29 protein-coding genes, 1 tRNA gene and 2 rRNA genes are annotated in these 25,100 nt (G+C 51.9%); 24 read left to right on the top strand and 8 right to left on the bottom strand.

Features of this window, described 5'->3' with window-relative positions; genetic code table 11:
- Positions 1-92: 92 nt before the first annotated feature.
- The 3 genes from KPHS_r00080 (at position 93) to KPHS_r00070 (ending at position 451) form a co-directional block, all read left to right on the top strand.
- A 5S ribosomal RNA gene (locus KPHS_r00080) occupies positions 93-207 on the top strand.
- A gap of 13 nt (positions 208-220) precedes the next feature.
- Positions 221-296: transfer RNA gene (locus tag KPHS_t00580), tRNA-Thr, on the top strand.
- Positions 297-336: 40 nt separating this feature from the next.
- Positions 337-451, top strand: a 5S ribosomal RNA gene (locus KPHS_r00070).
- Positions 452-677: 226 nt separating this feature from the next.
- On the opposite strand, the gene KPHS_48280 is transcribed toward KPHS_r00070, so the two are convergent.
- The 3 genes from KPHS_48280 to KPHS_48260 form a co-directional block, all read right to left on the bottom strand.
- Positions 678-899, bottom strand: a complete 222-nt coding sequence (locus KPHS_48280; RefSeq protein ID YP_005229128.1) for a membrane protein — start codon at positions 897-899, stop codon at positions 678-680.
- A 293-nt stretch (positions 900-1,192) separates the two neighbouring features.
- Positions 1,193-4,303, bottom strand: coding sequence for an inner membrane multidrug efflux protein BpeB (locus KPHS_48270; RefSeq protein YP_005229127.1), 3,111 nt, complete (start codon positions 4,301-4,303; stop codon positions 1,193-1,195).
- 12 nt (positions 4,304-4,315) lie between these two features.
- The gene (locus tag KPHS_48260; protein ID YP_005229126.1) at positions 4,316-5,455 is read right to left on the bottom strand and encodes a transmembrane protein; all 1,140 of its coding nucleotides are present in this window, start codon (positions 5,453-5,455) and stop codon (positions 4,316-4,318) included.
- A 377-nt stretch (positions 5,456-5,832) separates the two neighbouring features.
- On the opposite strand from KPHS_48260, the gene KPHS_48250 reads away from it, so the two are divergent.
- The 7 genes from KPHS_48250 to KPHS_48190 all read left to right on the top strand — a co-directional run bounded on the left by KPHS_48250 (position 5,833) and on the right by KPHS_48190 (position 11,177).
- Positions 5,833-6,483, top strand: coding sequence for a DNA-binding transcriptional regulator EnvR (locus KPHS_48250; RefSeq protein ID YP_005229125.1), 651 nt, complete (start codon positions 5,833-5,835; stop codon positions 6,481-6,483).
- Positions 6,484-6,758: 275 nt separating this feature from the next.
- Positions 6,759-7,985, top strand: a complete 1,227-nt coding sequence (locus KPHS_48240) for an integrase family protein (protein YP_005229124.1) — start codon at positions 6,759-6,761, stop codon at positions 7,983-7,985.
- A 92-nt stretch (positions 7,986-8,077) separates the two neighbouring features.
- Positions 8,078-9,019 (top strand): hypothetical protein, encoded by a 942-nt coding sequence (locus tag KPHS_48230; RefSeq protein YP_005229123.1) that lies wholly within the window; start codon positions 8,078-8,080, stop codon positions 9,017-9,019.
- 181 nt (positions 9,020-9,200) lie between these two features.
- Positions 9,201-9,485: a phage transcriptional regulator AlpA gene (locus KPHS_48220; RefSeq protein YP_005229122.1), complete on the top strand. Its 285-nt coding sequence runs from the start codon at positions 9,201-9,203 to the stop codon at positions 9,483-9,485.
- Between the two features lie 10 nt (positions 9,486-9,495).
- Positions 9,496-10,275 carry a Roi protein gene (locus KPHS_48210; RefSeq protein YP_005229121.1) on the top strand — a complete coding sequence of 260 codons (780 nt, stop codon included), beginning with the start codon at positions 9,496-9,498 and terminating at the stop codon, positions 10,273-10,275.
- A 541-nt stretch (positions 10,276-10,816) separates the two neighbouring features.
- Complete coding sequence (locus KPHS_48200) at positions 10,817-10,996, top strand: host cell division inhibitor Icd-like protein (protein ID YP_005229120.1); 180 nt, start codon at positions 10,817-10,819, stop codon at positions 10,994-10,996.
- Positions 10,989-11,177 (top strand): hypothetical protein, encoded by a 189-nt coding sequence (locus KPHS_48190; RefSeq protein ID YP_005229119.1) that lies wholly within the window; start codon positions 10,989-10,991, stop codon positions 11,175-11,177. The genes KPHS_48200 and KPHS_48190 overlap by 8 nt, the downstream gene beginning before the upstream one ends.
- A gap of 76 nt (positions 11,178-11,253) precedes the next feature.
- On the opposite strand, the gene KPHS_48180 is transcribed toward KPHS_48190, so the two are convergent.
- The gene (locus tag KPHS_48180) at positions 11,254-11,382 is read right to left on the bottom strand and encodes a hypothetical protein (RefSeq protein YP_005229118.1); all 129 of its coding nucleotides are present in this window, start codon (positions 11,380-11,382) and stop codon (positions 11,254-11,256) included.
- A 98-nt stretch (positions 11,383-11,480) separates the two neighbouring features.
- Between KPHS_48180 and KPHS_48170 the strand changes: the two genes are divergently transcribed.
- The 4 genes from KPHS_48170 to KPHS_48140 all read left to right on the top strand — a co-directional run bounded on the left by KPHS_48170 (position 11,481) and on the right by KPHS_48140 (position 15,024).
- On the top strand, positions 11,481-11,849 hold the full coding sequence (locus KPHS_48170) for a hypothetical protein (protein ID YP_005229117.1): 369 nt from the start codon (positions 11,481-11,483) through the stop codon (positions 11,847-11,849).
- Entirely contained in the window at positions 11,846-12,211 is a 366-nt protein-coding gene (locus tag KPHS_48160; protein YP_005229116.1) for a hypothetical protein, read from the top strand. The genes KPHS_48170 and KPHS_48160 overlap by 4 nt, the downstream gene beginning before the upstream one ends.
- Positions 12,211-14,346, top strand: coding sequence for a putative prophage protein (locus KPHS_48150; protein ID YP_005229115.1), 2,136 nt, complete (start codon positions 12,211-12,213; stop codon positions 14,344-14,346). Before KPHS_48160 ends, KPHS_48150 begins: the two co-directional genes overlap by 1 nt.
- A 342-nt stretch (positions 14,347-14,688) precedes the next feature.
- Positions 14,689-15,024 (top strand): hypothetical protein, encoded by a 336-nt coding sequence (locus KPHS_48140; protein ID YP_005229114.1) that lies wholly within the window; start codon positions 14,689-14,691, stop codon positions 15,022-15,024.
- Positions 15,025-15,072: 48 nt separating this feature from the next.
- On the opposite strand, the gene KPHS_48130 is transcribed toward KPHS_48140, so the two are convergent.
- Positions 15,073-15,585, bottom strand: coding sequence for a hypothetical protein (locus KPHS_48130; protein YP_005229113.1), 513 nt, complete (start codon positions 15,583-15,585; stop codon positions 15,073-15,075).
- Between the two features lie 263 nt (positions 15,586-15,848).
- Between KPHS_48130 and KPHS_48120 the strand changes: the two genes are divergently transcribed.
- The 10 genes from KPHS_48120 to KPHS_48030 all read left to right on the top strand — a co-directional run bounded on the left by KPHS_48120 (position 15,849) and on the right by KPHS_48030 (position 22,412).
- On the top strand, positions 15,849-17,015 hold the full coding sequence (locus tag KPHS_48120) for a phage major capsid protein, HK97 family (RefSeq protein ID YP_005229112.1): 1,167 nt from the start codon (positions 15,849-15,851) through the stop codon (positions 17,013-17,015).
- A 51-nt stretch (positions 17,016-17,066) separates the two neighbouring features.
- Positions 17,067-17,627: a phage prohead protease, HK97 family gene (locus KPHS_48110; RefSeq protein YP_005229111.1), complete on the top strand. Its 561-nt coding sequence runs from the start codon at positions 17,067-17,069 to the stop codon at positions 17,625-17,627.
- 1 nt (position 17,628) lies between these two features.
- Entirely contained in the window at positions 17,629-18,870 is a 1,242-nt protein-coding gene (locus KPHS_48100; protein YP_005229110.1) for a phage portal protein, HK97 family, read from the top strand.
- A gap of 176 nt (positions 18,871-19,046) precedes the next feature.
- Positions 19,047-19,202 (top strand): putative phage head-tail adaptor, encoded by a 156-nt coding sequence (locus KPHS_48090; protein ID YP_005229109.1) that lies wholly within the window; start codon positions 19,047-19,049, stop codon positions 19,200-19,202.
- Entirely contained in the window at positions 19,199-19,498 is a 300-nt protein-coding gene (locus tag KPHS_48080) for a phage QLRG family, putative DNA packaging (protein YP_005229108.1), read from the top strand. Before KPHS_48090 ends, KPHS_48080 begins: the two co-directional genes overlap by 4 nt.
- Positions 19,499-19,704: 206 nt before the next feature.
- Positions 19,705-19,941 (top strand): putative prophage holin, encoded by a 237-nt coding sequence (locus tag KPHS_48070; protein YP_005229107.1) that lies wholly within the window; start codon positions 19,705-19,707, stop codon positions 19,939-19,941.
- Entirely contained in the window at positions 19,934-20,086 is a 153-nt protein-coding gene (locus KPHS_48060; protein ID YP_005229106.1) for a hypothetical protein, read from the top strand. Before KPHS_48070 ends, KPHS_48060 begins: the two co-directional genes overlap by 8 nt.
- A 130-nt stretch (positions 20,087-20,216) precedes the next feature.
- Positions 20,217-20,573 carry a phage terminase small subunit gene (locus tag KPHS_48050; RefSeq protein ID YP_005229105.1) on the top strand — a complete coding sequence of 119 codons (357 nt, stop codon included), beginning with the start codon at positions 20,217-20,219 and terminating at the stop codon, positions 20,571-20,573.
- Complete coding sequence (locus KPHS_48040) at positions 20,557-22,218, top strand: putative phage terminase, large subunit (RefSeq protein ID YP_005229104.1); 1,662 nt, start codon at positions 20,557-20,559, stop codon at positions 22,216-22,218. The genes KPHS_48050 and KPHS_48040 overlap by 17 nt, the downstream gene beginning before the upstream one ends.
- Positions 22,219-22,220: 2 nt before the next feature.
- Positions 22,221-22,412 carry a hypothetical protein gene (locus KPHS_48030; protein YP_005229103.1) on the top strand — a complete coding sequence of 64 codons (192 nt, stop codon included), beginning with the start codon at positions 22,221-22,223 and terminating at the stop codon, positions 22,410-22,412.
- 153 nt (positions 22,413-22,565) lie between these two features.
- Here KPHS_48030 and KPHS_48020 read toward each other — a convergent pair whose 3' ends face one another.
- From KPHS_48020 to KPHS_48000, 3 genes are all read right to left on the bottom strand, one after another.
- Positions 22,566-22,862, bottom strand: coding sequence for a DNA-binding protein Fis (locus tag KPHS_48020; protein ID YP_005229102.1), 297 nt, complete (start codon positions 22,860-22,862; stop codon positions 22,566-22,568).
- A 24-nt stretch (positions 22,863-22,886) separates the two neighbouring features.
- The gene (locus KPHS_48010) at positions 22,887-23,759 is read right to left on the bottom strand and encodes an FMN-linked protein (RefSeq protein ID YP_005229101.1); all 873 of its coding nucleotides are present in this window, start codon (positions 23,757-23,759) and stop codon (positions 22,887-22,889) included.
- Between the two features lie 450 nt (positions 23,760-24,209).
- Positions 24,210-25,091 carry a 50S ribosomal protein L11 methyltransferase gene (locus KPHS_48000; RefSeq protein ID YP_005229100.1) on the bottom strand — a complete coding sequence of 294 codons (882 nt, stop codon included), beginning with the start codon at positions 25,089-25,091 and terminating at the stop codon, positions 24,210-24,212.
- Positions 25,092-25,100: the final 9 nt, after the last annotated feature.

Here is a 25,100-nt window from a genome sequence, read left to right as displayed (position 1 = left end):
CGAAGATGTTTTGGCGGATTTGAGAGAATTTTCAGCTCTGATTCAGATTAATCGATACGTTGGTGAAACGTGTTGATAAAACAGAATTTGCCTGGCGGCACTAGCGCGGTGGTCCCACCTGACCCCATGCCGAACTCAGAAGTGAAACGCCGTAGCGCCGATGGTAGTGTGGGGTCTCCCCATGTGAGAGTAGGGAACTGCCAGGCATCAAATTTAGCGTGCTGATATGGCTCAGTTGGTAGAGCGCACCCTTGGTAAGGGTGAGGTCCCCAGTTCGACTCTGGGTATCAGCACCACTTTTTAGGTTAAAGTTCGGCACGTTGTAAAGAATTTGCCTGGCGACAATAGCGCGGCGGTCCCACCTGACCCCATGCCGAACTCAGAAGTGAAACGTCGTAGCGCCGATGGTAGTGTGGGGTCTCCCCATGTGAGAGTAGGGAATCGCCAGGCATCAAATAAAGCAGAAGGCCCAGTCGAAAGACTGGGCCTTCTGCTTTTGTGTTATCTGTTATCTGTTGATAAACAGTCCTGCCACCAGGGGGAAACCCGTCAAAGTCGATTTGCTCGTAATGCAGCAAGGGACAGAGAGTTTATTTGCCCGGTTGTCATGTGGATGATGCGCAGAAGAGCAGATACAGGTTCGACGCTAGCCCCAGTATCTGCTGGTCGGGGGTGAATTAGCGGGTCAGAGCAACGATCCCTAACGTGAGGCCGGCTACCGCGGCCGCACCCCCGGCGATTGCGCCTGCGGTTTCCCAGTTGTCTTCTGTTGTGCCTTTCATACAGGTATTGGTATGGACTAAGCGGCCTTGCGAGTCATAAACCGGTACGCAGGGAGAGTCATGGGCACAGCCTGCCAGTAGAGAGGCCAGCAGCGCCACGATTAAATACTTTTTCATGATATTACCTCTGGATAATCCGCAGGGTTGTACTGAGAGCCAGTGCAGAACGGAATGGCTTATTTTATCACCGCGGATTGTCCGGGCCGGAGGCCGAAATCATCTCAATATATGAGCCACGTAAATATCGTGAAGATAAGCAGGGGAATATGCAGAAAAGATGGAGAGAAAGATCGTCTCCCCGCGCTGCCGCATGCGATAGAGGTTGTCAGATAGCGGGAAGCTGAGCGGGTTGCTAATATGCCAGGCGAAAAAAAAGCGCCCGCAGGGGGCGCCTTTAAAACCAGGCCGCGTTATTCAGCGTGCCGGGTAAAACGTCGTCTGACGACCACAAAGAAGACCGGAACAAAGAAGATCGCCAGCAGCGTCGCGGTCAGCATCCCGCCCATCACGCCGGTGCCAACCGCATTCTGCGCCCCGCTGCCGGCACCATGGCTAATCACCAGCGGCATGACCCCGAGAATAAAGGCCAGAGAGGTCATCAGAATAGGCCGCAGGCGCATCCGCGATGCCTCCAGCGTGGCCTCAATGATCCCTTTCCCTTCTTTCTCCATCAGATCCTTGGCGAACTCGACGATCAGGATCGCATTCTTGGCCGACAAACCGATCGTGGTCAAGAGTCCGACCTGGAAGTAAACGTCATTATTCAGCCCACGCAGCGTGGCGGCTAACAGCGCGCCAATGACCCCCAGCGGAACCACTAACATGACTGAGAAGGGGATCGACCAGCTCTCATACAGCGCCGCCAGACACAGGAAGACGACGATCAGCGAGATGGCATAGAGCGCAGGCGCCTGGTTGCCGGAGAGCCGTTCCTGGTAAGACATCCCGGTCCAGTCATAACCGATGCCGCTCGGCAGTTTACTGGCCAGCGTTTCCATCAGCGCCATGGCTTCCCCGGTACTTTTGCCTGGCGAAGCTTCACCGAGGATCTCCATAGATGGCAACCCATTGTAGCGCTCCAGGCGCGGCGAGCCATATATCCAGCGTGAAGTGACAAAGGCGGAGAACGGCACCATTTCGCCGTTGGCGCTACGAACATACATGTTGTTAATGTCGCTCGGCAGCATACGGAAGTGGGCATCAGCCTGAACGTACACTTTTTTCACGCGGCCGCGGTCAATAAAGTCATTGACGTAGTATCCGCCCAGCGCGGCTGATATCGTTTCATTGATATCGGAGAGCGATACGCCCAGCGCCTGCGCTTTTTCCTGATCGACATCCAGTTTGAACTGAGGGGTATCTTCCAGCCCATTAGGGCGTACCCGAACCAGCTGATCCGGATGCTGTTTCACCATGCCCAGCAGTTGATTGCGCGCCTGGGTCAGAGCGGTATGACCGAGTCCGCCCTGGTCGATCAGTTCAAAGTCGAAGCCGGTGGCGGTACCCAGCTCAATAATGGCTGGCATGTTGAACGGGAAAACCATGGCGTCTTTGATCTGGCTAAAGGCTACGGTGGCCCGCTTGATGATGGACTCCACGCTGTTTTCATCGCCGCTGCGCGCTTCCCAGGGCTTCAGGCTGACAAACGCCATACCGGAGTTTTGTCCCTGGCCGCTGAAGCTGAAGCCGTTAACGGTAAAGACGCTTTCAACGTTGGCCTTCTCGTTATGCAGGTAGTAATCAGTCACCGTATCCAGGACCTTCTGCGTGCGCTCCTGGGTAGCACCGGACGGCAGCTGGATCATGGTCAGGAAGACGCCCTGGTCTTCGTCGGGCAGAAAGGACGTGTGCAAGCGCATGAACAGCACGGCCATCCCCACGACGATCAGCAGGTAGATCACCAGATAACGGCCAGTTCCACGTAAAATACCGCTGACGCTGTTGGTATAGTGGTTAACGCTCTGGTCGAAGCGGGCGTTAAACCAGCCGAAAAATCCTTTTTTCTCATGGTGTTCAGCTGAGGCTGGCTTCAACAACGTGGCGCAGAGCGCCGGCGTCAGTACCAGCGCAACCAGCACGGAGAGCGCCATGGCGGAGACGATGGTGATTGAAAACTGACGATAAATCGCGCCGGTTGAGCCGCCGAAAAAGGCCATCGGGACAAATACTGCGGAGAGCACCATGGCGATACCCACCAGCGCTCCCTGGATCTGAGACATAGATTTTTCCGTCGCTTCTTTTGGCGAGAGCTTCTCCTCAACCATCACACGTTCGACGTTTTCCACTACTACGATAGCGTCATCGACCAGCAGACCTATCGCCAACACCATGCCAAACATTGTCAGCGTGTTGATGGAGTAGCCAAACATCGACAATACCGCGAAGGTTCCCAACAGCACCACGGGTACGGCAATGGTTGGAATGAGTGTTGCGCGCATGTTCTGCAGGAACAGATACATGACAAGAAAGACGAGAATAATTGCTTCAAAAAGCGTTTTGACCACTTCGTGAATGGAGATTTTGACGAAAGGGGTCGTATCATACGGATAGACCACCTTCATCCCCTGAGGGAAGTAGGGCTGCAGCTCGGCCAGCTTCGCTTTAATCGCGGTGGCGGTATCCAGGGCGTTGGCGCCGGTCGCAAGCTTAATACCCAGACCAGAGGCAGGTTTACCGTTAATTCTGGCGACAACGTTATAGTTCTCTCCCCCCAGCTCAATGCGGGCGACGTCTTTCAGATGGACGACAGAGCCATCGGCATTGACCCGCAGCGTGACCTTGCCAAACTCCTGCGGATCTTTGAGCCGCGTCTGAGCGATGATTGACGCGTTCAACTGCTGGCCTTTCAGCGCTGGCGTGCCGCCGAGCTGACCCGCGGCGATCTGATCGTTCTGGACCTGCAGCGCATTGATGACGTCCACCGGCGTCAGGTTGTATTTATTCAGCAGGTTGCCATCCAGCCAGACGCGCATGGCGTATTGCGCGCCGAACAGCTGCACATCGCCCACGCCGTTGAGGCGGCTAATAGGATCTTTGACATTGGAGGCGACATAGTCAGAAATATCGTCCTGGGTGGTGGTCGGGTTATCAGAGATAAAGCCGGCGACCAACAGGAAGCTGCTACTGGATTTCTCGACGCTAATCCCCTGCTGCTGTACTTCCTGGGGCAGCAGCGGCGTGGCCAGCTGCAGTTTGTTTTGCACCTGTACCTGGGCAATATCGGGATCGGTACCCGATTTAAAGGTGAGCGTAATGGTTACCGAACCGGCAGAGTCGCTGGTCGACGACATATACATCAGATTGTCGATGCCGTTCATATTCTGCTCGATAACCTGAGTGACCGTATCCTGTACGGTCTGGGCATCTGCACCGGGGTAGGTGGCGGAGATCGCTACCGCAGGAGGGGCGATTGTCGGGTACTGAGCTATCGGCAGCTGCAGGATGGCCAGGCCGCCGGCAATCATCATAATGATAGCCAGCACCCAGGCGAAGACCGGTCGATGAATAAAAAACTTAGACATGGCTGGGTATCCTTATTGCACGGCCGGCGCCGCACGCTCCGCTTCCGCTTTGACAGTGACGCCTGGACGGACTTTCTGTAAGCCGCTGACAATCACTTTATCGCCCGGCTTCAGCCCACTGGTGATAAGCCACTTATCGCCAACGGCCTGAGTCGCGACCACTTCCCGGGTTTCAACCTGGTTTTTGTCATTCACCAGCATCACGGAGGCATCACCACGCGGCGTGCGGGTCACCCCTTGCTGCGGTACCAGGATAGCCTGCGGATCGACGCCTTCGTCTATGCGGGCGCGGACGAACATCCCTGGCAGCAGGACATGCTGCGGGTTAGGGAAGATAGCGCGCAGAGTAATTGAGCCCGTACTTTCATCAACAGTGACGTCAGAAAACTGCAGTGAACCTTTGAGCGGATAGGCCTGGCCGTTCTCCATGACCAGCTCAACGCTTTTGGTATCACCGCCGCGCTGCAGGCTTTCCTGCTTAAGGCGCATGAAGTCATTACTGGACTCCGTCACGTCAACATAGATGGGATCGAGCTGCTGGACGGTAGCCAGGGCATCCGACTGGCCGTTGGTGACCAGCGCCCCTTCGGTGACGCTCGATTTACCGATGCGCCCGCTAATGGGGGAGGTTACTTTGGTGTAGGCCAGGTTGATACGGGCCGTTTCTACGGCAGCTTTGGTGGCGATGACATCGGCATCGGCCTGGCGGGCGGTGGCCACTGCCTGATCGTATTCCTGCTGGCTGATATATTTAGTACCCAGCAGTGGAACGTAGCGTTTCACCGTCAAATGGGCGATAGCGGCCGCGGCTTCGGCTTTGGCCTCATCGCCTTTGGCGCTGTTCCACGCCGCCTGGTAGGTCGCCGGATCGATCTGATAGAGCGACTGGCCTGCTTCGACATCACTTCCTTCAACAAAGTTACGCTTCAGAATGATACCGCTCACCTGGGGGCGGACTTCCGCTACGCGAAAAGCAGAGGTTCGGCCCGGCAGTTCGGTGGTGACTGATAGCGGCGCGCTGTTCACGACATGGACCGTCACCTGCGGCGCCTGCGCATGGGGTTGCTGGTTGTCAGAATTATCGCAACCGGTTAGCAATAAGGCCGAGATAATTAAACCGGATAAAAGTGTCACTCTGGCGTGAGTCGTCATGGCGGTTCCTTATAGATTACGTACCCAATCAGGCGGCGAATCTGTGAAAGAAAGAGGGAATCAAAAAGCAGTTTGCCATCCTACAAATAAACGCCGTTGGATGTAAGAGATACTTATTTTTAAGCAATCAGCAAGGCACGCAAAACAAAAAAATGGTCACTGTAGTATTGCGATTTATCGCAATTGTAAAAGTTGATAAATAGACATTATTTCAGTGAATGTATTTTCCGGTGATATTCACTTGAATAATTAATTCTCTTTTCGCATCAGGATTAACTTGTCTGCATTTTTGCTAAATAATACTTCATGGCAAATGCTAGATTAATTCTAATTAAGAATATCCTATATTATCTGCTTATCGGGAAGTGGGGCCTTGTATGGCAAGAAAAACAAAAGAAGAGGCGCAGCGCACGCGGCAGCTCCTGATTGAGTCCGCAATCCAGCAGTTCGCCCTGCGCGGAGTAACCAACACCACCCTGACGGATATCGCCGATGCGGCGGGAGTGACTCGCGGCGCGGTGTACTGGCATTTTGCCAGTAAGACGGAGCTGTTTAATGAAATGTGGCAGCAGCAGCCGCCGCTTAGAGATTTGATTCAGCCCAGTCAGGCCATAGAGTACGAACATGAGCCGCTAAATGCTTTACGCGAGCGGTTTATTGCAGGCCTGCGCTATATTGCTGCGAATCCTCGACAGCGCGCTCTGATGCAAATTCTTTATCAGCGCTGTGAGTTTTCCAGTGATATGCTTTCGGAATACGAAATTCGCCAACGTATTGGTTTTAATTATTCACTCATTGGCGGCATCCTGCAGTGCTGCGTGCGTAACAATATATTGCCAGCCGAAACAAACATTGAGATGATATTAATTGTTTTACACAGTGCTTTTTCCGGGCTGATTAAAAACTGGCTGCTCGATCCGCAACGCTTCGATCTTTATCAGCAGGCGCCTGCGCTGGTGGATAATATAATGGCGGTGGTCTGTGCTGCGCGTTTATCGGGAGGGCCTGCGCTACGGCTGGTGAATTAGTAATGAGTTCTGTTGGCGCAGATAATAAAAAAGGCGCTTCCCCATGCCGAAGAGCGCCTTTTATATCAAGCAAGCAACTGACTAGTATCAGTTCATGCCGTACTGTCAGATTAGCTGTTTTCATGCTTTGGAGTGGGTTTTGTATTTTATTTAAAATCAATTGGTTATGTGAAATTGTGACTGTATATTGTTCCAGTGCTTTTTGTTGTTTATGCTATTATGCAAGCAATTCTGTATAAACATTTGTATAAACACTTTGGGCTGGGTGGTGGTCTATGGCTGGCGAACTTAACAAACTGAGCGACAGGAAGTTAAAGGGATTACATGGCATCCCGGCCAGTAAGATTGAGTTTTATGCTGATGGTGCCGGGTTGAGCGCTAAGGTAACGAAAGCTGGTGGTATTAGCTGGGTGTTTACTTACCGGCTCGACGGGCAGAAGCTGCATCGGCTAACTCTGGGGCGATACCCTGATATGAGTCTCAAAGAGGCCCGTTCCTCGCGTGATAAATGTCGCCAGTGGCTGGCCTCAGGTAAAGACCCAAAGCACCAGTTGGCGCTAACTACTCAGGAAACGCTTAAACCGGTCACGGTGCAGGAAGCTATCGAATACTGGATACGCGAATATGCGGAAGAAAACCGTGCGAACGTTGAGCGGCATAAAGCGGAGCTACGCAAGCATATTTACCCTTACATTGGAAAAATGGCGCTCGCTGACTGCGAAACCCGATACTGGCTTGACTGCTTTGACAGGATGAAAAAGAAAACGCCAGTTGCTGCGGGTTATGTATTTCAGATGTGTAAGCAGGCTCTGAAATTCTGCCGCGTTCGCCGTTACGCCGTCAGTACCGCCCTTGAAGATTTGAGTATTCCCGATGTTGGTAAAAAGCAGGCGAAAAAAGATCGGGTACTGAAAGATAAAGAGGTTGGGGGATTATGGGCTGCTATATCGTCCGGCGATACTTTTCTGCCTTACTACACAAACTTGCTCAGGATCACCACTTTGTTTGGTTGCCGCACCCAGGAGGCCAGATTGTCAGAGTGGGCCGAATGGGATATGGAGGCATGGGTGTGGACAGTACCAAAAGCGCATAGTAAAGGCGGTGAAAAGATTGTGCGTCCAGTTCCAGAGGCGATGCGTTCATTTATTGAAATGCTCCACGATGAAACAAAATCATCCGGCTACCTTCTTGGGGTTGTGAAGAATAGCGAAGCGGTTAGCCAGTGGGGCCGTAGTGTTTATAAAAAACTGAGGCATTCTGAACCCTGGACATTGCATGATCTACGGCGAACGCTTGCAACGCATATGAATAATATGGGTATAGCTCCGCACGTTGTTGAACAGTTGCTGGGCCACTCAATGCCAGGGGTTATGGCGATTTATAACCGTAGTCTGTATCTGCCGGAGAAACTGGACGCGCTGAATAAGTGGTATGATCGCTTAGAACTTCTTGCGGGTAATCATCAAAATGTGGTTCTGTTAACTGTAGCGAATAGAGATTAAACTGGTCTTGCGAGTCTAGGTCGGCCAACCGAAAAGCGGGAAACCCTACCCGCCTGGCTCGCAAGTTAATTAGGGGCGTTGAGGGTAGCGTTATGGCAGAAAAAGAAATAAAGATTCCATTTTCATATTGTAGATTGTCCAGAGGTGCATCATTTCTGGGGGTTGAACCGTCAGATTTGATCAACCTTGCTATTGAAAATAAAATCGAAATAAGCATGATGCTGAAAAGGTTTCACTGCCGAATCCTTCTTCGTGAAGATTTTAGTGATGTAAAGGATTGGTATTCATCACTATATTTTCCTCGTACTTTTAATTCTATGTCAGGGCAAACCCGCGCGATAACGAATCACTCTTTTATTGAATTTACTAATGGCCGTTATTTTGAACCTGATAAACTATTATCTGGTTCAGACATCTTTACGGAACAAGAAAGTAAAGGGTTCCTTGTCGGATATGGCTTTGCATTAGGTCTGTGGCGGGTAATGCCCGATCAGTTTGAGTCATCTTTACCTGTGAAGGATTTTTTCCCCGGATTTTTCCCGTGCCTCACGGGCGGTGAAACTCCAGTAATTCAGATTCTGCCAGCCCAACCTTTTATCGATCAGGCTAATGGCAAGAGGTTTAATTTCGACCCTTATGAGTTTGAAGCCGGGTATGATGATTTATGGGTTACTAATTATGATATTAAACGGCTTATGGAAAGCGGCCTTGATTTCGATAAGCTGCCAATGCTCAATGATATTGAACGACCTGATTTAGACTCTGATTCAAAAAATAGTATTAATAAACGCTCAGAAAGTGCAAAAGAAAAACATGCACGAAATGAACTATTAATTTTAAGTGCTGCAATAAAATTCAAAGAAACAAGTTCTGATATTTTCAATGAAAAGTGCTTGAAAAAAGATGGGAGCTACAATTTCTCAGCATGGGCCAGAGAACTTTCCGACAGAGTGCACTTATTTCCTGACGGACAATGCCCGGTCAAGAGCGTTGACACAATTACCTCATACATTAGTAGGCACTTTAAGTTTTAATTGTAGTAGCTTCTAAACGTTAGAAAGGGTGTTCTAATCATTAGATTACCCTTTTTAGAATTAAACACGCCTTTTTAAATTTTAGAAGCCATTTTTATTAATTTACTTTAGACAAATACTTCCCCCACAACGCAAGAACAGACAGGAAAGGCTCCTTCTGATTGCGTTAAGTGGAGGAAGCATGTCAAATACTCGTTTTACCCCGCCAACACCAGAACAACGCCGCACCATTCTCGCAGAATATGGCATTAAGTTTGATCGCCGTATTCGTGAAAGTGAATGCTTCGAAATAACCAGCCTTTCCCGTTCCACCCGCTGGTATATGGAGAACGAAGGTAAATTCCCGCCACGCTGCCACTTTGGCCGTAATAGTTGCGCATGGCTTCTGTCAGATGTTCTTTGGTGGGTTCGCAATCCACCTGCTGTTGAGAACGTCAACACCCCTTACAACCGTAAATCCGCGTAAGGGGGGCGCTATGCAAAAATTAAATGAGTTGGTTCCGGTTAACCCCGGAAATATTGGCGGCGTGACGGTATCGCTGGTCAGTGCAAAAAAACTCCATGAGTTTCTCGGCGTTGGGCGTGATTTCACCACATGGATTAAGGGGCGTATCAGCCAGTATGGTTTTACTGCTGGTGTAGATTTTACGGTGGTTGAAAATTTGAGCGCCCCCGTTTCGGGGAGCGCAAAATATCGCCAACAAATTGCACATGATTACCTGATCACCATCGACATGGGTAAAGAGCTGGCAATGGTTGAGCGCAACGAAAAAGGGCGGGAGGTGCGCCGCTATTTCATCAACTGCGAACGCCAGGCAAAAGCCGCCGCTAATATCCCCCAGACGTTACCGGAAGCCCTGCGCCTTGCTGCTGATCTGGCCGAAAAGGCAAGCGAACTTGAAAACCGGCTGGTGGCCGCTGCGCCAAAAGTTGATTTCGCTGATCGCGTGGCGGAGATCAGTAAGGGGATTTCCATTCCAAACTATGCCAAAGCCGTAGGGCTTGGCCCCATCAAATTATTCGGCTGGATGAGGCAACAGGGGATTCTCATCAATGGTGGCCAGCGCCACAACCTGCCTATGCAGCGTTATATCGATAGCGGTTATTTTGCCGTTCGCCAGGGAACGTATGAAACGAATGGCGAGGTAAGAGCCTCATTCACAACGATGCTGACGGGGAAGGGTGAGCAGTGGTTAACGAAAAGACTGATCGCTGGTGGTGTATTGCCGGAGGTGCCGAATGCTGACGCTGAATAAAACAAAGGCAGCTTTGCAGAGCTGCCAATGTCACTACGAAAAACCGAAACAGATTAAGCATACCAGGGTTAATGCTGGTGGTCAAAGAATGAGCCAGCGCAATTCTGCGCCCGCTGATTTTATTCAGCCTTTTGGCTCAATACCTTTCTTTCGGAGGGCTTCCCGGCCTAATTCCTTCATCCAATTTGCGAGGCTAACACTCTCTGCTTGGGCTTCTTTTTCAAATTGCTCTTTAAGTTCGGGGGGGATTCGAATCTGGAACGCTGGTGCTTTCCCCGCTCCTTTTGGTTGCCGATCTCGTTTAATGGGTGTTGACATGTGCGTACCTATTGGCGTACTGTTTTCTTTAATAGGTACACACCTTAACACGGTGCTATCTAAAAAAACAACGCCCCGGACTGTTCGAGCAGTACCGAGGCGTCTCACCAAACCGTTAAGTGAGGTAACAGTTATGGCTGACAATCAGTCTACCCAAACTCGCCCGGAATTTACATGGTTATTCCTGGCAACCCCAGATCACACTCCTGAATGCACCCCAGTAGTGCTTCGCTTTGATGCTGACACGGAAGCTAAAGCCCGCGCCGCTTTCCCCGGCTGGGATTTAGTTTTTGCCGCCAAAATCCGCGCTCAGGCTCCTTGCCGCGTTGCGTTCTTCGATTACACCACCCGCCGCGGGTGGGAGTTCGACAGCGCCGCGATTCAGGAGGTGCGTCATGCGTAAGGTCAAATGGTCGGAAATTGACATTGAAGATGAACTGCGCCGCCTGGAAGCGTTGCTCTCAACATCGCTGTATATGAATTTTGATGATGAAACCGAGTACAGCGTTGCGATGGATCTGATCAGCATGTCGTTGTCCCGCGTTCGTGAACTAAAAGCGGCAAGTGAGGTGACCCATGCGTGATATTTACCATCAGCTTGTTAAGAGCACTCCTGATTTTAAAAACTTCACTGATGAGGCTTTGGCTGAATCCAGCGATTTATATTCTGCTGGCGCATTTGCCATCAATAGTGCGCTCACACTGATCGGCAATCTGGCGTTTGATGCAACCAATGCAGAGGACTATTCCGATGAAGATGCCCGGCGTGATTTGATCCTTGTAAGCCATGCATTGCGTCACCTTCCCAGAATGGCGCAAGCACTCAATCAGAGTAGTGATGCTGCGGATTATGTGCGTACCCAGCGTAATAACGCGGGGGAGCAATCATGATCAGTCTCTTGAAATTTAACGAGCTGGAAAACCGTGTCGATTTGCTGGTTAACCGCGTCCTGGAGTTAGAACAGCAGGTGCGCACACTCACCGAAAGCCAGGGGGGAGATATTCCTCCCGGTATGGCTCCGGTCGCCACGCTGGCGGCTGAGTTCGGCATATCGACGAAAAAAGCCGAAGAGCTGGCAAAAAACACGGGCGTGATGCTGGTCAGAATGAAAGCTGGTGGCTTTATCGCGCCGGATAACAAGTTCAGAGAGGTGGCGAGGCAGGTTCTGCGCAGCGCGAAGCGCAAATATGGATCGGCGTACTGGTATCACCCATTACTTGGCAAATTTCAGATGAGCGGAGGTATCCCGCAATGACCGATATTTTTGAAGTGATAGGCCCATTGTTCCGCAAACTGACCGAAACCTGTATTGCTCACCAGATAGCGGAAACCGGTTCGGCAACCTTGCTGGTGGAAAGCGATAAGTATATGGCCCGCTATCGCTTCACGCTGGAGCCGCGCGTAACTGAAAACGTATTGATGAAATATATGATTTTTGGCTGCTTTGAAGAATTCGGGCGCGATGAGGGGTTAAGGCGTTTGCGGGATATTCTGCTGACCTGCTTTACCGACGATGGCGATATTAACGAAATGGGGTTGCAGATAGTGAAAAGCTGCCACCTTGAGTACCTGCATGAAGACCTGGGCGCGGATATGTCCAATAAGGTGTTGCACTGATGAAGATGAAGAATGCCCCGAATATCAAATTTCTGCCGAAAGATAAATTTACTGAGGCGATTATCTTTGCGGGTGAAGATGCCTATTCACATGTGCAGCACTGGATCGAGAGCGAAGGTAAAAGGGCGTGGGATGATGTACCGCCTGTTTATCTGGGCAAAAGGCAACTGGCAGAACTGGAACGATTAAACATCGTTGATAACGGCCGTCGCAGTGTTCGTGTGATCCGAGCTGGCGAGCTTTCCGAAATGCAGATAAGCACTATCGCAACCAAATTGGCGCTGGCGGATGTGAAAGAGGCCCGGCTGTTTAATGGCATGTTTGAGCCTCAGCCGAAGGAGGACTGGACGGGCAGGCTTCCACGTCTCAAAGAAGAGGCCGAACGCGGGGAAAGTATTGTGGTGAACCTGCCTGTGAAAAAACGGGAGCCAAAGCCTGAACCGGGCGATGAACTCAAACCCCGCGTGGAAAGCCGCAGCGATGGCCTGTACTGGATCACGCCAAAGGTGGACAAGGATAGTGGCGAGATCATCAATAACGAAACGTGGCTGTGCTCGCCTCTTGAGGTGGTCGGCTCCGGTAGTGACGGGGCAGAGCGCTATCTTGTTTTGCGCTGGCGTTCGCCGCGTGGCCATGAAGATATTACCAGGGCGATCCCCTGTGCTGATATCGGTGAGCGCGACGGCTGGCGCTCACTTAAAGCTGGTGGGGTGAATGTGACCACTAAAAGCACCTTCCGGGCGATTCTGGCCGACTGGTTGCAGCAAAGCGGCACTGATCGGGAATGGATTATCACCCATACCACTGGCTGGCATCATGGCGCATATATCATGCCTGATGGTGAAGTGATTGGTGATCCAGAGACGCCCATTCTCTTTAACGGTCGCAGCGCTGCATCTTCCGGGTATGCCATTGCTGGTACTGCTGCTACCTGGCGGGATTCCGTCGCCCGTCTGGCCGGGGGCAATCCGTCCATGATGCTGGGCGTGGCAGCGGCATTATCCGCGCCGCTTATTGGCCTGGTGGGTGCTGATGGTTTCGGCGTCCATTTGTTCGAGCAGTCGAGCGCCGGTAAGACCACTACCGCCAATATTGCGAGCAGCCTGTGGGGTGAGCCTGATGCGTTGCGGCTTACCTGGTACGGTACTGCGCTTGGCATAGCAAACGAAGCGGAGGCGCATAACGACAGCCTGTTACCGCTTGATGAGGTAGGACAGGGCAGCAGTGCCAAAGATGTTGCCACGTCTGCTTACACCCTGTTTAACGGCGCCGGAAAGTTGCAGGGAGCCAAAGAGGGCGGCAATCGGGAGCTTAAACGCTGGCGCACTGTGGCGATCAGTACCGGGGAAATGGATATTGAAACCTTCCTGGCTGCTGGTGGGCTGAAAGTGAAAGCGGGCCAACTGGTGCGCTTGCTCAACATCCCTATGGAGAAATCGACGGCCTTTAACGGTCTGCCAAACGGCAAGGCTCATGCTGACGCATTGAAAGAAGCCTGGATTGATAACCACGGGGCGGCGGGGCGTGAGTGGGTTAAATGGCTGGCAGCTAACCAGCAGGAGGCTAAACAGGCGGTACGTGACGCGCAAACGCGCTGGCGCGGCCTCATCCCGGCGGATTACGGTGAGCAGGTACACCGCGTGGCCGAACGCTTTGCAATCCTCGAAGCCGCGCTGGTAACTGGTGCATCAATCACCGGATGGAGTGAACAGGCCAGCCGTGACGCTATCCAGCATAGCTTTAACGCCTGGGTGAAAGAGTTCGGCACTGGTAACAAAGAGCACCAGCAGATCATCGAGCAGTGCGAGGCGTTCCTGAATGCCTACGGTTTAAGCCGCTTTGCACCGTTGCCCTATGATCCCTCCAGTATGCCGATTCGCGATCTGGCCGGGTATCGAAAGCGCAAAAGCAGCCATGATGATGCGCCGCTGGTGTTCTATACGTTCCCCGCAACGTTTGAGAAGGAGATAGCTCAGGGCTTTAACGCCAGGCAGTTTGCCCGCGTGCTTGCCGCTGCTGGCTTGCTTTCTGAGCCGTCCAGCGGGCGTGGATACCAGCAGAAATCCCCGCGTATTGATGGGCGTCAAATCAACGTTTATGTGCTTCACCAGGTTGCGGAAGGTGGAGAAGAATAAATTACACATGTGAGGGTTGTTAATGTTGGTTCAGTTGGTTCAGTGTCTATTGGTTATGTTCATATGGCTGTTTTATATGGGTTTAATGTCAAAAAAATGAACCAACACTGAACCAACAAATAGCAGTTTTGAACCAACAAACGGGCAGTTTGAACCAACATTTTAGAACCTCATGGACTGAACCAACATGAAAATACCCAATGTTGGTTCAAATCGGGGCTTTGTTGGTTCACTCATCGAAAAATAATCCTTATAAAACAATAATCTTTACAAATTGAACCAACTGAACTGACTGAACCAACATAGTTTTGTATATATACGTGAAAAATAAAGAGGTCATTAATGAAACTGATTGGCAAAGATAACGGGCATATGAGCGATCTCAAGTTTCTCTACAGCGCCGTTGATGAGCTTTCAAATAAAGATGAGATTACGGTGACGGATTTTCTGGCTCTGAGCGCTTTTGTCACTTCTGAAAAACTTGATCTGGAATCGTACCAGTCTGGGCTGGAAGAAGGGGGGCAAGAGTTGTCGAAAGACGCCAGCGCTTACCTCGATCTTCTACAGAGGATTGCGGCTGATTTGTCGTACCCAACCTCTGGCCTTGAGAACGCTATCCATAGCGCACAATCAACAGCAAGCTGGGCTTTCTATCAGTGGGGGCTGGATAAAGAATAATCATCCAGCCATATAAGCTAAAGGCCTGGTTTTTTCCCAGGCCATATTTTAAAGCAGACCTAACAGCGCAGAAGCGCCAGCGCCAACGATACTGGCAACGGTGCTATTTTCCAGTAACTGTTTCAACATTGATTTAGCCTGTGGATCGCCAGATTTAGCTACTTTCTCGACAAGTTCAGTAATACTGATATTCACCAGCATATGATTACTTTCACCTATTTGAACTTGCTCACCACTGACGGAGCCAATATTAAAAGTATTCATGCTCTTTGCTGTCCTGTGTGCGTCGGAAGAAAGATTCTCTACGGATAACGTAAGTAAGTGAGGATGCGTTGTACCTGCGTTCAGCGTTCCGTTCTTTGATATTGAAAGATCGACAACTTTAAGACTTAACTCGCGGCTTCCAATCTTCTGAATCAGAATATCACCCAATTCAATTTGCGGTTCGTCAGTAAACGGGATATCTACCTGATTTTTTCCTGTGTTCCTGCTTCCTTTAAACTCCTCGCCGGAAATTAAAAAAATATCCGGGTATGCCATATCGTCAAAATCGAAGTCCATAAAATCCCCCAGAAGTGGTGTTTTTCCCGTTCATATTATCAAACCTTGTAAATTATTTGTTCTCCTGTTTTCGCTGCTGTTTGCGACAACATAGAGGTGTTTACTCATTGATTATTATGTATATCTTGAAGAGTGGCACTCAGACGTGAGCCGCCACTGTCCACCTGGTTTTTTTCCCGTTCTGCGACGGTTTCCTTTCCAGGTGGACATCCCTCCAAGCGCTGGTTTCACGTCTCAACGTTAATTGTTACGGAAACCACTCCATGAAGAAATTACTTGAATTACGCCAGCAGAAAGCCGCACTCAAAACCCAGATGCGTTCCATGCTGGAAAAAGCTGACAGCGAAAAGCGAAGCCTGAACGATGAAGAGGGCAAGCAGTTCGATGAACTCCGCGCCCAGGCTGATGCGCTTGAAGTTGAAATTACCCGCCTTGAGGCCGTCGCCGACGATCAGCGCAATCTGCCTGGTACTTCTGTTGAAGGTAAAGGTGTAAGCAACGATGAGCTGCGCCACTACATCATGACCGGCGATACCCGCTCTCTCTCCACGTTGGTGCAGGCTGACGGCGGCTATACCGTTATCCCTGAGCTGGACAAAGAGATCATGCGCCAGTTGCAGGATGACAGCGTGATGCGCTCCATCGCTACGGTGAAGACCACCAAAACCAACGAATACCAGAAGCTGGTATCAGTGGGTGGCACTACCGTTAAGCGCGGCACCGAAGGCGAAGCGCGTACCGAAACCAGCACACCTAAGATGGAGCGCGTTGATATCAAACTCAACCCGATCTACGCCTACCCGAAAACCACTCAGGAAATTCTCGACTTCTCCGAAGTTGATATTCTGGGTTGGCTGTCTTCCGAAATCACCGACACCTTCACTGCTACCGAAGAAACCGACTTTGTGAACGGCGACGGTGATAAAAAATCCAAAGGGTTCCTGTCCTATCCGCGTGCGGCCACCAGCGATAAAACCCGTCCGTTCGGAACGCTGGAGAAAATGGAAGCTGCTGCCGTTTCCTCTGATGGCTTGATCGACCTGCTGTATAAGCTGAAAGCCAAATACCGTAAAAATGCCGTATGGGTGATGAACTCCAATACTGCCGCTACGCTGCAAAAGCTGAAAAACGGCAACGGGGATTACATCTGGCGTGATCGTCTCGTCGCTGACTCTCCCGATACCCTCCTTGGCCGTCCGGTTCAATATCTGGAAACCATGCCTGATGCGGCTGCGGGTGAAGCGTTCCTGGCAGTCGGGGACTTTAAGCGCGGTTACTTTATCGTGGATCACACTACTGGCGTGCGTACCCGCCCCGACAACATCACCGAACCTGGTTTCTACAAGGTGCATACCGATAAATACCTGGGCGGTGGTGTGGTGGACTCCAACGCCATCAAGGTGCTTGAGCTTTCCGGTTCAGGTTCCTGATCTGACGTTTAAGGGGCTTCGGCCCCTTTTTGCCCTTTGTGGAGTCCAACAATGAAAACAATCGATTTTGAAATCCGTACCTCCGAACTGAGCGCCAGCAACAAAAAGCTGGTGGGCTATGCCGTGCGCTGGAACAGCCTGTCAGAGGTGATCTGGGATGAGTTCCGCGAGCAGTTTGCGCCGGGGGCGTTTAAAGACAGCCTGGCATCCGGTAGCGATGTGCGTGCACTGTACGAGCATAACTATACCCAACTGCTGGGGCGTACCAAATCCGGCACGCTGGTGTTGTCCGAAGATGATACCGGGCTGCGTTTCGAGCTGACCCCGCCAAACACCCAACTTGGCAATGATGTGCTGGAGCTGGTGGAGCGTGGAGACATTTCCGGCATGAGCTTCGGGTTCCGTGCGCTGAAAGAGTCCTGGGATATTACTCCTACACCGTATATTCGCACTGTTACCGCTGCCGAGCTGCGGGAGATCACCGTTACTTCTATGCCTGCTTACCCTGAGTCCGGCGTGGAAATTGCGCACCGTTCTCTGTTCTCCCAACATCCTGAACTGCGCCGTGCTGGTGATAACCGCCGACGCTGGGCTGACTTAGCGGGGCTGTGATATGTGGAATATCTGGCCTTTTGGCCGTAAATCTGAGCCATCCGAACAGCGCAGCATGACGATTGATGAGTTTCTGGCGATGGCAGGGATTCCAAATACCGGATCAGGCGAATATGTGTCTGCCGGTACTGCGGAATCCCTGCCGGCGGTGATGAATGCCGTGTCAGTTATCAGTGAGGCAGTGGCAACAATGCCCTGCTATCTCTACCGCGTGCACAACGATAACGGGCGAGAAGCGCGAGAGTGGTTGAGTAATCATCCGGTAGATTTTCTCCTGAATGAGCAACCTAACGATTGCCAGACGCCTTACCAGTTCAAGCGCACGATGATGCGCCATTGTCTGCTGAACGGTAACGCCTATGCGGTGATCCAGTGGGGCCGCGACGGTCAGCCGGAATCCCTGCATCCGTATGCGCCGGGGGAGGTTGTTCCTGAGCGTATCGGCCAGCATAAGTACAAATACACTGTTACTGAGCCGTTTACCGGGGCAGTGCGCACCTACTTGCAGGAAGAGATTCTGCACCTGCGTTACTCGACCGATGATGGTTTTCTGGGGCGCTCGCCGATCACCATCTGCCGTGAAGCGCTGGGGTTAGGTCTGGCCCAGCAGCGCCACGGTGCCAGCATTATGAAAGATGGCATGATGGCGGCGGGCGTAGTCACTACTGCTGAATGGCTCGATAGTGTGAAGGGTAAGCAGGCGCTGGACGCGCTTGAGCGCTACAAAGGTGCCAGAAATGCCGGTAAAACACCGATCCTTGAAGGTGGCATGGACTATAAGCAGCTTGGCATGAGCAATCAGGATGCTGAGTGGCTGGCCTCCCGGCGCTTCACCATCGAAGATATTGCCCGCATGTTTAACGTTTCTCCCATCTTCCTGCAGGAATACAGCAACAGCACCTACAGCAATTTTAGTGAGGCGAGCCGCGCCTTTCTTACCATGACAATGCGCCCGTGGCTGGCGAACTTTGAGCAGCAGATTAAATCCGCGTTGCTGGTGGCATCGCCTGTACCCGGAATTCGTTATCAGGTGGAGTTCGACTCTGCCGATCTTCTTCGAGCCACTCCAACCGAACGTTACGCAACTTATGAGCGCGGTATCAAGAACGGGATCATGAACCCGAACGAAGCCCGCGAACGCGAAGGGATGCCGCCGCGTGAAGGGGGCGACGAATACAGCCAGGCATGGAAGCAGGAAGTGAAGGTCAGTACCGGTTCTGAGAATAAGGAGGATGCGTCATGAGGCCGGGAGGATTAAGGCAACGCGTTACGATTCAGAATTTTACTACCAGCCGAACCCCTTCTGGTGGCGTCATTCAGGAATGGTACGACGTTGCGACAGTCTGGGCAGAAGTTAAGGGGATCAGTGGCCGTGAGCTGATTGCTGCGGGTGCTGAAATGTCCGAGGTTACATTTCGTATGTGGGTACGTTACCGCTCTGACGTAACCAGCGCCAGCCGGATCATCTGGAAACAGAAAGGACATGATGCAAAAGCATTTGATATTCAGTCGGCAATTCCTGATGAAAAGGCTACCAGGCTGGAGTTGCTTTGTAAGGGAGGGCTTAAGCCGTGAGTGAACTAATTGGGCTTGATGAGGCAAAACTTCACTGTCGCATCGATAACGATGATTCCTATGAAGATGCAATGATTCAGGCATACATCGAAGCGTCACTGGAAGTCTGCCAGAAGCATATCGGTAAACGGTTCGGTGCTGGCCTGGAATTTACTCCTGCCATCAAGATCGGATGCCTTATGTACGTTTCCCAACTGTACGAATACCGCACGATGATTAGTGATGTGGAGGCGAAAGAGATCCCCCTTGCTATCTCTGCATTGTGGTCTGTGTATCGCGATGTGGGGGTGTACTGATGCCGTGGCAACCAATGCGCCGGTGCACTGAGCCGGGATGCAATAAGCGGGTGAAGTCTGGTAAGTGCTATGAGCACAAGCGCGAAGCCTGGCGGGCGGAAGATGCCAGACGCGGCCACCGTCGCGCCCGTGGTTACTCAGCATCATGGGAGAAGTACCGCGCTCAGTATCTGAAACGTCAGCCGCTATGTGTCGAGTGCCAGAAGTTGGGCCTCTACGTTCCTGCAAAGATTGTCGATCACATCATCCCTATCGACGGCGGTGATGATGTTCTGTTCTGGCCTGAGTGGAATCACCAGCCGTTATGCCAGACGCATCATAACCAGAAGACCACACAGCAAGACCCTATCACCAAAGCCAACCGCAAAGCGGGGATGTACCACGAGCAGGAAGAGCGGGCAGCACAGCGCAATAACTGGATGTATGAGGTTGATCATGAATGAGAAAGACGTGGTGAATCTGTATCAGTCGCTGGCCCGATGCCGTGATGGCTTCATGCAGACCCGCACCAGACGCGATGAGCGCCAGCCTGTGCAGCGCATGAGTGAGCGTGACCGGGAGTTGCGGGAATGCTTCCGCAACCGCTGACAGGCCGCACCGATGGGGTGGGGGAGGTTTTCAGGACGAACACGAGGGCGCCAGGCACCACCCGCCCCCTCAAATTTTTACGCACGGTGATTTTTTTGAAAATAAAACGCGATGGAAACGAGAAATTTTTATGGCAAGACCACCAAAACCGCCAGCTTACCTTGATGAGTTAGCCGCGCAGCAGTGGAAAGCGAAAGCGAAGCAACTGGCCGAGCGTGGCGATCTGACACCCGCCGACTGGAACAACCTTGAGCTTTTTTGCGTCAACTATTCGATGTACCGCAAAGCCGTGGAAGACCTTGCCAGCCGTGGGTTCAGCATTGTTAACAGCCAGGGTGGCGAGAGCCGAAATCCGGCACTGAGTGCAAAGGCCGATGCTGAAAAAATCATGATTAAAATGTCGTCGCTGCTGGGCTTTGATCCGGTAAGCCGTCGCCGTAACCCGGTGGAAACGGAAGAGGAGGACGAGCTTGACCGTCTGGAATGAGTACGCAAATGCGATAAAAAAGGGCGAAATTCCGGCCTGTAAGCGCGTAAAACAGGCCGTGGAAAGGTACTTTTCCGACCTGAATGACCCTCGTTATGAGTTCGATACGGCGACCGTAGAGCGGTTTATTGCGTTCTCCCGGCTCTGTCCTCACGTCAAAGGCCCGCTTCGGGGCCAGCCAATTGATCTGGAACCGTGGCAGCAGTTCGCCTTTGCTAACCTGCTGGGCTTTAAAGTCAGAGAGACAGGCCGCCGTAAGTACAGCAGCGCTTTTATTGAGGTGCCGCGCAAGAACGCCAAATCCACCGTAGCCGCCATGCTGGCTAACTGGTTTCTGGTAATGGAGAAGGGCCAGCAGGATATCTACACGGCGGCGGTGAGCCGGGATCAGGCCCGAATCGTGTTCGACGATGCCCGCCAGATGTGCCTGCTGTCAAAACCGCTGAAAAAGCGCGTAAATATTCAGGCGCATAAAGTCATTTTCCCGAAGAGCAACAGCCTGCTAAAGCCGCTGGCGGCGAAAGCGGCCACCATTGAAGGGACTAACCCCAGCCTGGCGATTGTCGATGAATACCACCTTCACCCGGATAACGGCGTTTATTCCGCCCTTGAGCTGGGTATGGGCGCACGTCCTGAGGCGATTTTGTTCGCCATCACGACAGCCGGGAGTAACGTTGTCTCCGCCTGTAAACAGCATTATGACTACTGCTGTCAGATTCTGGCCGGGGAAGAGAGCAATGACTCGCTGTTTGTCCTGATCTACGAACTGGACGACGAAAGCGAGGTTGAGCAGCCGGAAATGTGGATCAAGGCTAACCCTAACCTGCATGTGTCCGTTGACGCGGCGAAACTGGAATCCACCATCCAGAAAGCGCGCGGCATTCCGTCGCAGTGGGTGGAGATGCTGACCAAGCGTTTCAATATCTGGTGCCAGGGCTCCACGCCGTGGATGGGGGCCGGCGCATGGGATGCCTGTGCGCTCGACTATACCGAAGACGATCTGGCCGGAATGGAGTGCTACGCCGGGTTTGACCTGTCCTCAACCAGCGATATTACCAGCGTGAGTTACGCTTTCCCGTTTGAACGCGAGATCAGGCTTCTTACCCGGCACTATCTGCCCGAAGCGCAGCTACTTAACGTTGCTAACAAAAACCGCGCCATCTATCGCCAGTGGGTAAAAGCGGGATGGATACGCACCACCCCCGGCGACTGTATCGACTATGACCGCATCCGTGACGATATCCTGCGCGACGCTGAAACATTCAATATCCGGCTGGTGGGCTTTGATACGTGGAACGCCACACACCTGCGCACCCAGCTACAGGGGGCGGGGCTTGATGTGGAGCCGTTCCCGCAAACCTATCTCAAGTTCAGTCCGGTAGCGAAATCCTTTGAGGTTTTTGTTAACCGCAAGGTGGTGCGCCATCGTGGCGATCCGGTTCTGGCCTGGGCGATTGGAAACGTGGTGATGGAGTCCGACGCCAACGCCAATATCAAGCCCAACAAAAAGAAATCCTCTAACAAGATAGACCCTGCGGTTTCTGCGCTTATGGCGTTCGGCACATTCCAGGCAGAGCACGAGGATTTTGCATTCGATATGAGCGATAGCCATAAGCAGCGACTTGCCGAATTTACCGGGATTTGAATATGCTCAAACACAAGAAAATTGAATCTGTGATCGACGAAATGGCACGTCAATTGGGCCATGAACTTAACGGGCAGGATAAGCTGGTAATCCGCACTAAAACAGCTATGGTTTTGGCCGCTAAACAGCGGCACCGCCAGCGGATGGAAGCGCCACCCTATCAGTGGAAAAAGCCCGATAAATTAAGGCGTTGAAAGAGGTTCATCCCCCATAAAGCACCAGTATTGTTCTGGTGCTTTTTTGTTTGTTCAGACAAAGCTGTATAAACATCTGTATAAACATTAATAAAAAAGGCGCTATCCCATGCCGAGTAGCGCCTTTTTATTCAATAACATAGCTGAAATGTATCAGTTCATGCCGTATTTTTTCAGTTTTTTACGCAGCGTACCGCGGTTGATGCCCATCATCAGAGCAGCGCGGGTCTGGTTACCACGGGTGTATTGCATCACCATGTCCAACAGGGGCTGTTCAACTTCAGCCAGTACCAGCTCATACAGGTCATTCACATCCTGACCGTTCAGTTGAGCAAAATAGTTCTTCAGTGCCTGTTTAACCGAGTCACGCAGGGGCTTTTGAGTTACCTGATCCTGAGAGTTAACGGTAGAAACGGTCAGTACGTCAGAATTTACGCGTTGTTCGAACATAGTTCTGTCAGCTCTTTATTTCTATTACGCAAAATTTTCGAAGTATGCCTCCAACGCCTCCAGCTGTTCGCTGGCATCCTCAATGGCGTTGAATGTGCGCCGAAACTGGTCATCTGGAGCATGTTCCTGAAGATACCAGGAGACGTGTTTACGCGCGATTCGGTACCCTTTTGCCTGACCATAAAAGTCATGCAACTCCCGAACGTGCGCACAAAGCAAGCGCTTCACCTCTGCCAGCGGCAGCGGGGGCAGCAGCTCTCCAGTGTCCAGATAATGCTGGATTTCCCGAAAGATCCAGGGTCTTCCCTGAGCTGCACGGCCTATCATCAGGGCATCAGCCCCTGTATAGTCGAGCACAGCTCTGGCTTTAAGCGGGTCAGTAATGTCGCCATTCGCGATAATCGGAATGGAAACTTTCTGCTTAACTGCCCGAATACTGTCGTACTCAGCGTCTCCGTTAAACAAACAGGCGCGGGTGCGTCCGTGAATAGTCAGAGCCTGAATGCCACACTCTTCGGCCAGTTGGGCAATCTCTACGCAGTTACGGTGTTCCGGTTCCCAACCGGTGCGAATCTTGAGAGTCACAGGAACGTCCACCGCGTTAACGACCGCCGTCAGGATCGACTTCACCTGGTCGGGGTACTGCAAGAGGGCTGAACCTGCAAGCTTGCGATTCACCTTTTTCGCCGGGCATCCCATATTGATATCAATAATCTGGGCGCCGCTTTCCACGTTAATCCGCGCGGCGGCAGCCATCTCTTCCGGCACGCTACCGGCGATTTGCACGGTACGAATACCGGGCTCATCGATATGCACCATCCGTAAACGGGACTTGTCGCTCTCCCACACCTGTGGGTTAGAAGACATCATCTCGGAAACGGTTAAACCCGCTCCCATCTCGTAGCACAGCGTCCGGAATGGTCTGTCAGTAATGCCAGCCATGGGCGCTGCGATCAGGCGATTTCTGAGCTGGTGGTGTCCGATGCGCATGAGTTAAGAAATGACCATACTGTGACTGCAAGGCGGCGTATATTACGCATTTTTTGCACGAGATGAAAGGCCAAACTTTGAGCAATCCTCTGTTGCAGATCAATGAATCCGGGACTAGCGTAAAAGGGATGAATAAATACTTATATTAATCATTGATTTAATGGATGATGGATAATTTGTGTCCATTTATAAAATCATAAAACTTCTCGATTTTTCTTGGATAAACTGGCCGCATGGCGATATAAAACGCTGTTTTTGTAGCCAAAAAAGTGCTCTGTAGTGCGATCTGCCTCTCATTTCCTGGCATTATTTGGTGGCTACTGGAAACAAAAATGCGGCCCGTAGGCCGCATCGCGCTTAGTTTTTCCGGCCGGTAATCCGGCACCACTCTTCCTTCTCGACCACCGGGTCAAGGGCGAAGAGATCGGCATAGGCTTCACAGACGCTCTCCGCCTGGCTGGCAAGGATGCCGGAAAGCCCCAGCAAACCGCCTGAAACGGGCAGGACGCTGATTAACGGCGCCAGCTCACGTAACGGGCCTGCCAGGATATTCGCGACCACCACGTCGGCTTTCATCGACTCCGGTTGGTCCTGAGGAAGATAGAGCTCCAGGCGTTCAGAAACGCCGTTACGCTGCGCGTTATCACGACTGGCCTGAATAGCCTGCGGGTCGATATCAATCCCGATTGCTTTTGCCGCCCCCAGCTTCAGTGCGGCAATCGCCAGGATGCCGGAGCCGCAGCCGAAATCAATCACCGTTTTTCCGTTGAGGTCGAGTCCATCCAGCCACTGCAGACACAAGGATGTCGTCGGATGCGTACCGGTGCCAAAGGCCAGACCCGGATCGAGCATCACGTTGACGGCATTTTCATCCGGAACATCGCGCCAGCTTGGGCAGATCCATAGCCGCTCCCCGAAGCGCATGGGGTGGAAGTTATCCATCCATTCCCGTTCCCAGTCTTTATCTTCCAGCTGCTCGATCTTATGCGCGAACCCGGCGCCCAGCAGCGGATGCTGCTCCAGTTGGGCAACGACCGCTTTCATATCGGTTTCAGCATCGAACAGGCCGATTACGTCGGTATCCCCCCACAGGCGGGTTTCCCCGGGCAATGGCTCAAATACCGGCGTATCGTGCGTATCCTGGAAGGTGATCGAGACCGATCCGGCCTCCATCAGCGCATCGCTAAGATCTTCAGCGTTCGCGCCGGTGGTATTTAGTTTCAGTTGGATCCATGGCATAGCAAAACT

Origin of the sequence: Klebsiella pneumoniae subsp. pneumoniae HS11286 (genome assembly GCF_000240185.1) — a bacterium.
GTDB lineage: Bacteria > Pseudomonadota > Gammaproteobacteria > Enterobacterales > Enterobacteriaceae > Klebsiella > Klebsiella pneumoniae.
The sequence above is the reverse complement of the archived record's forward strand: the minus strand, read 5'-3'. Positions and strand labels throughout refer to the sequence as shown.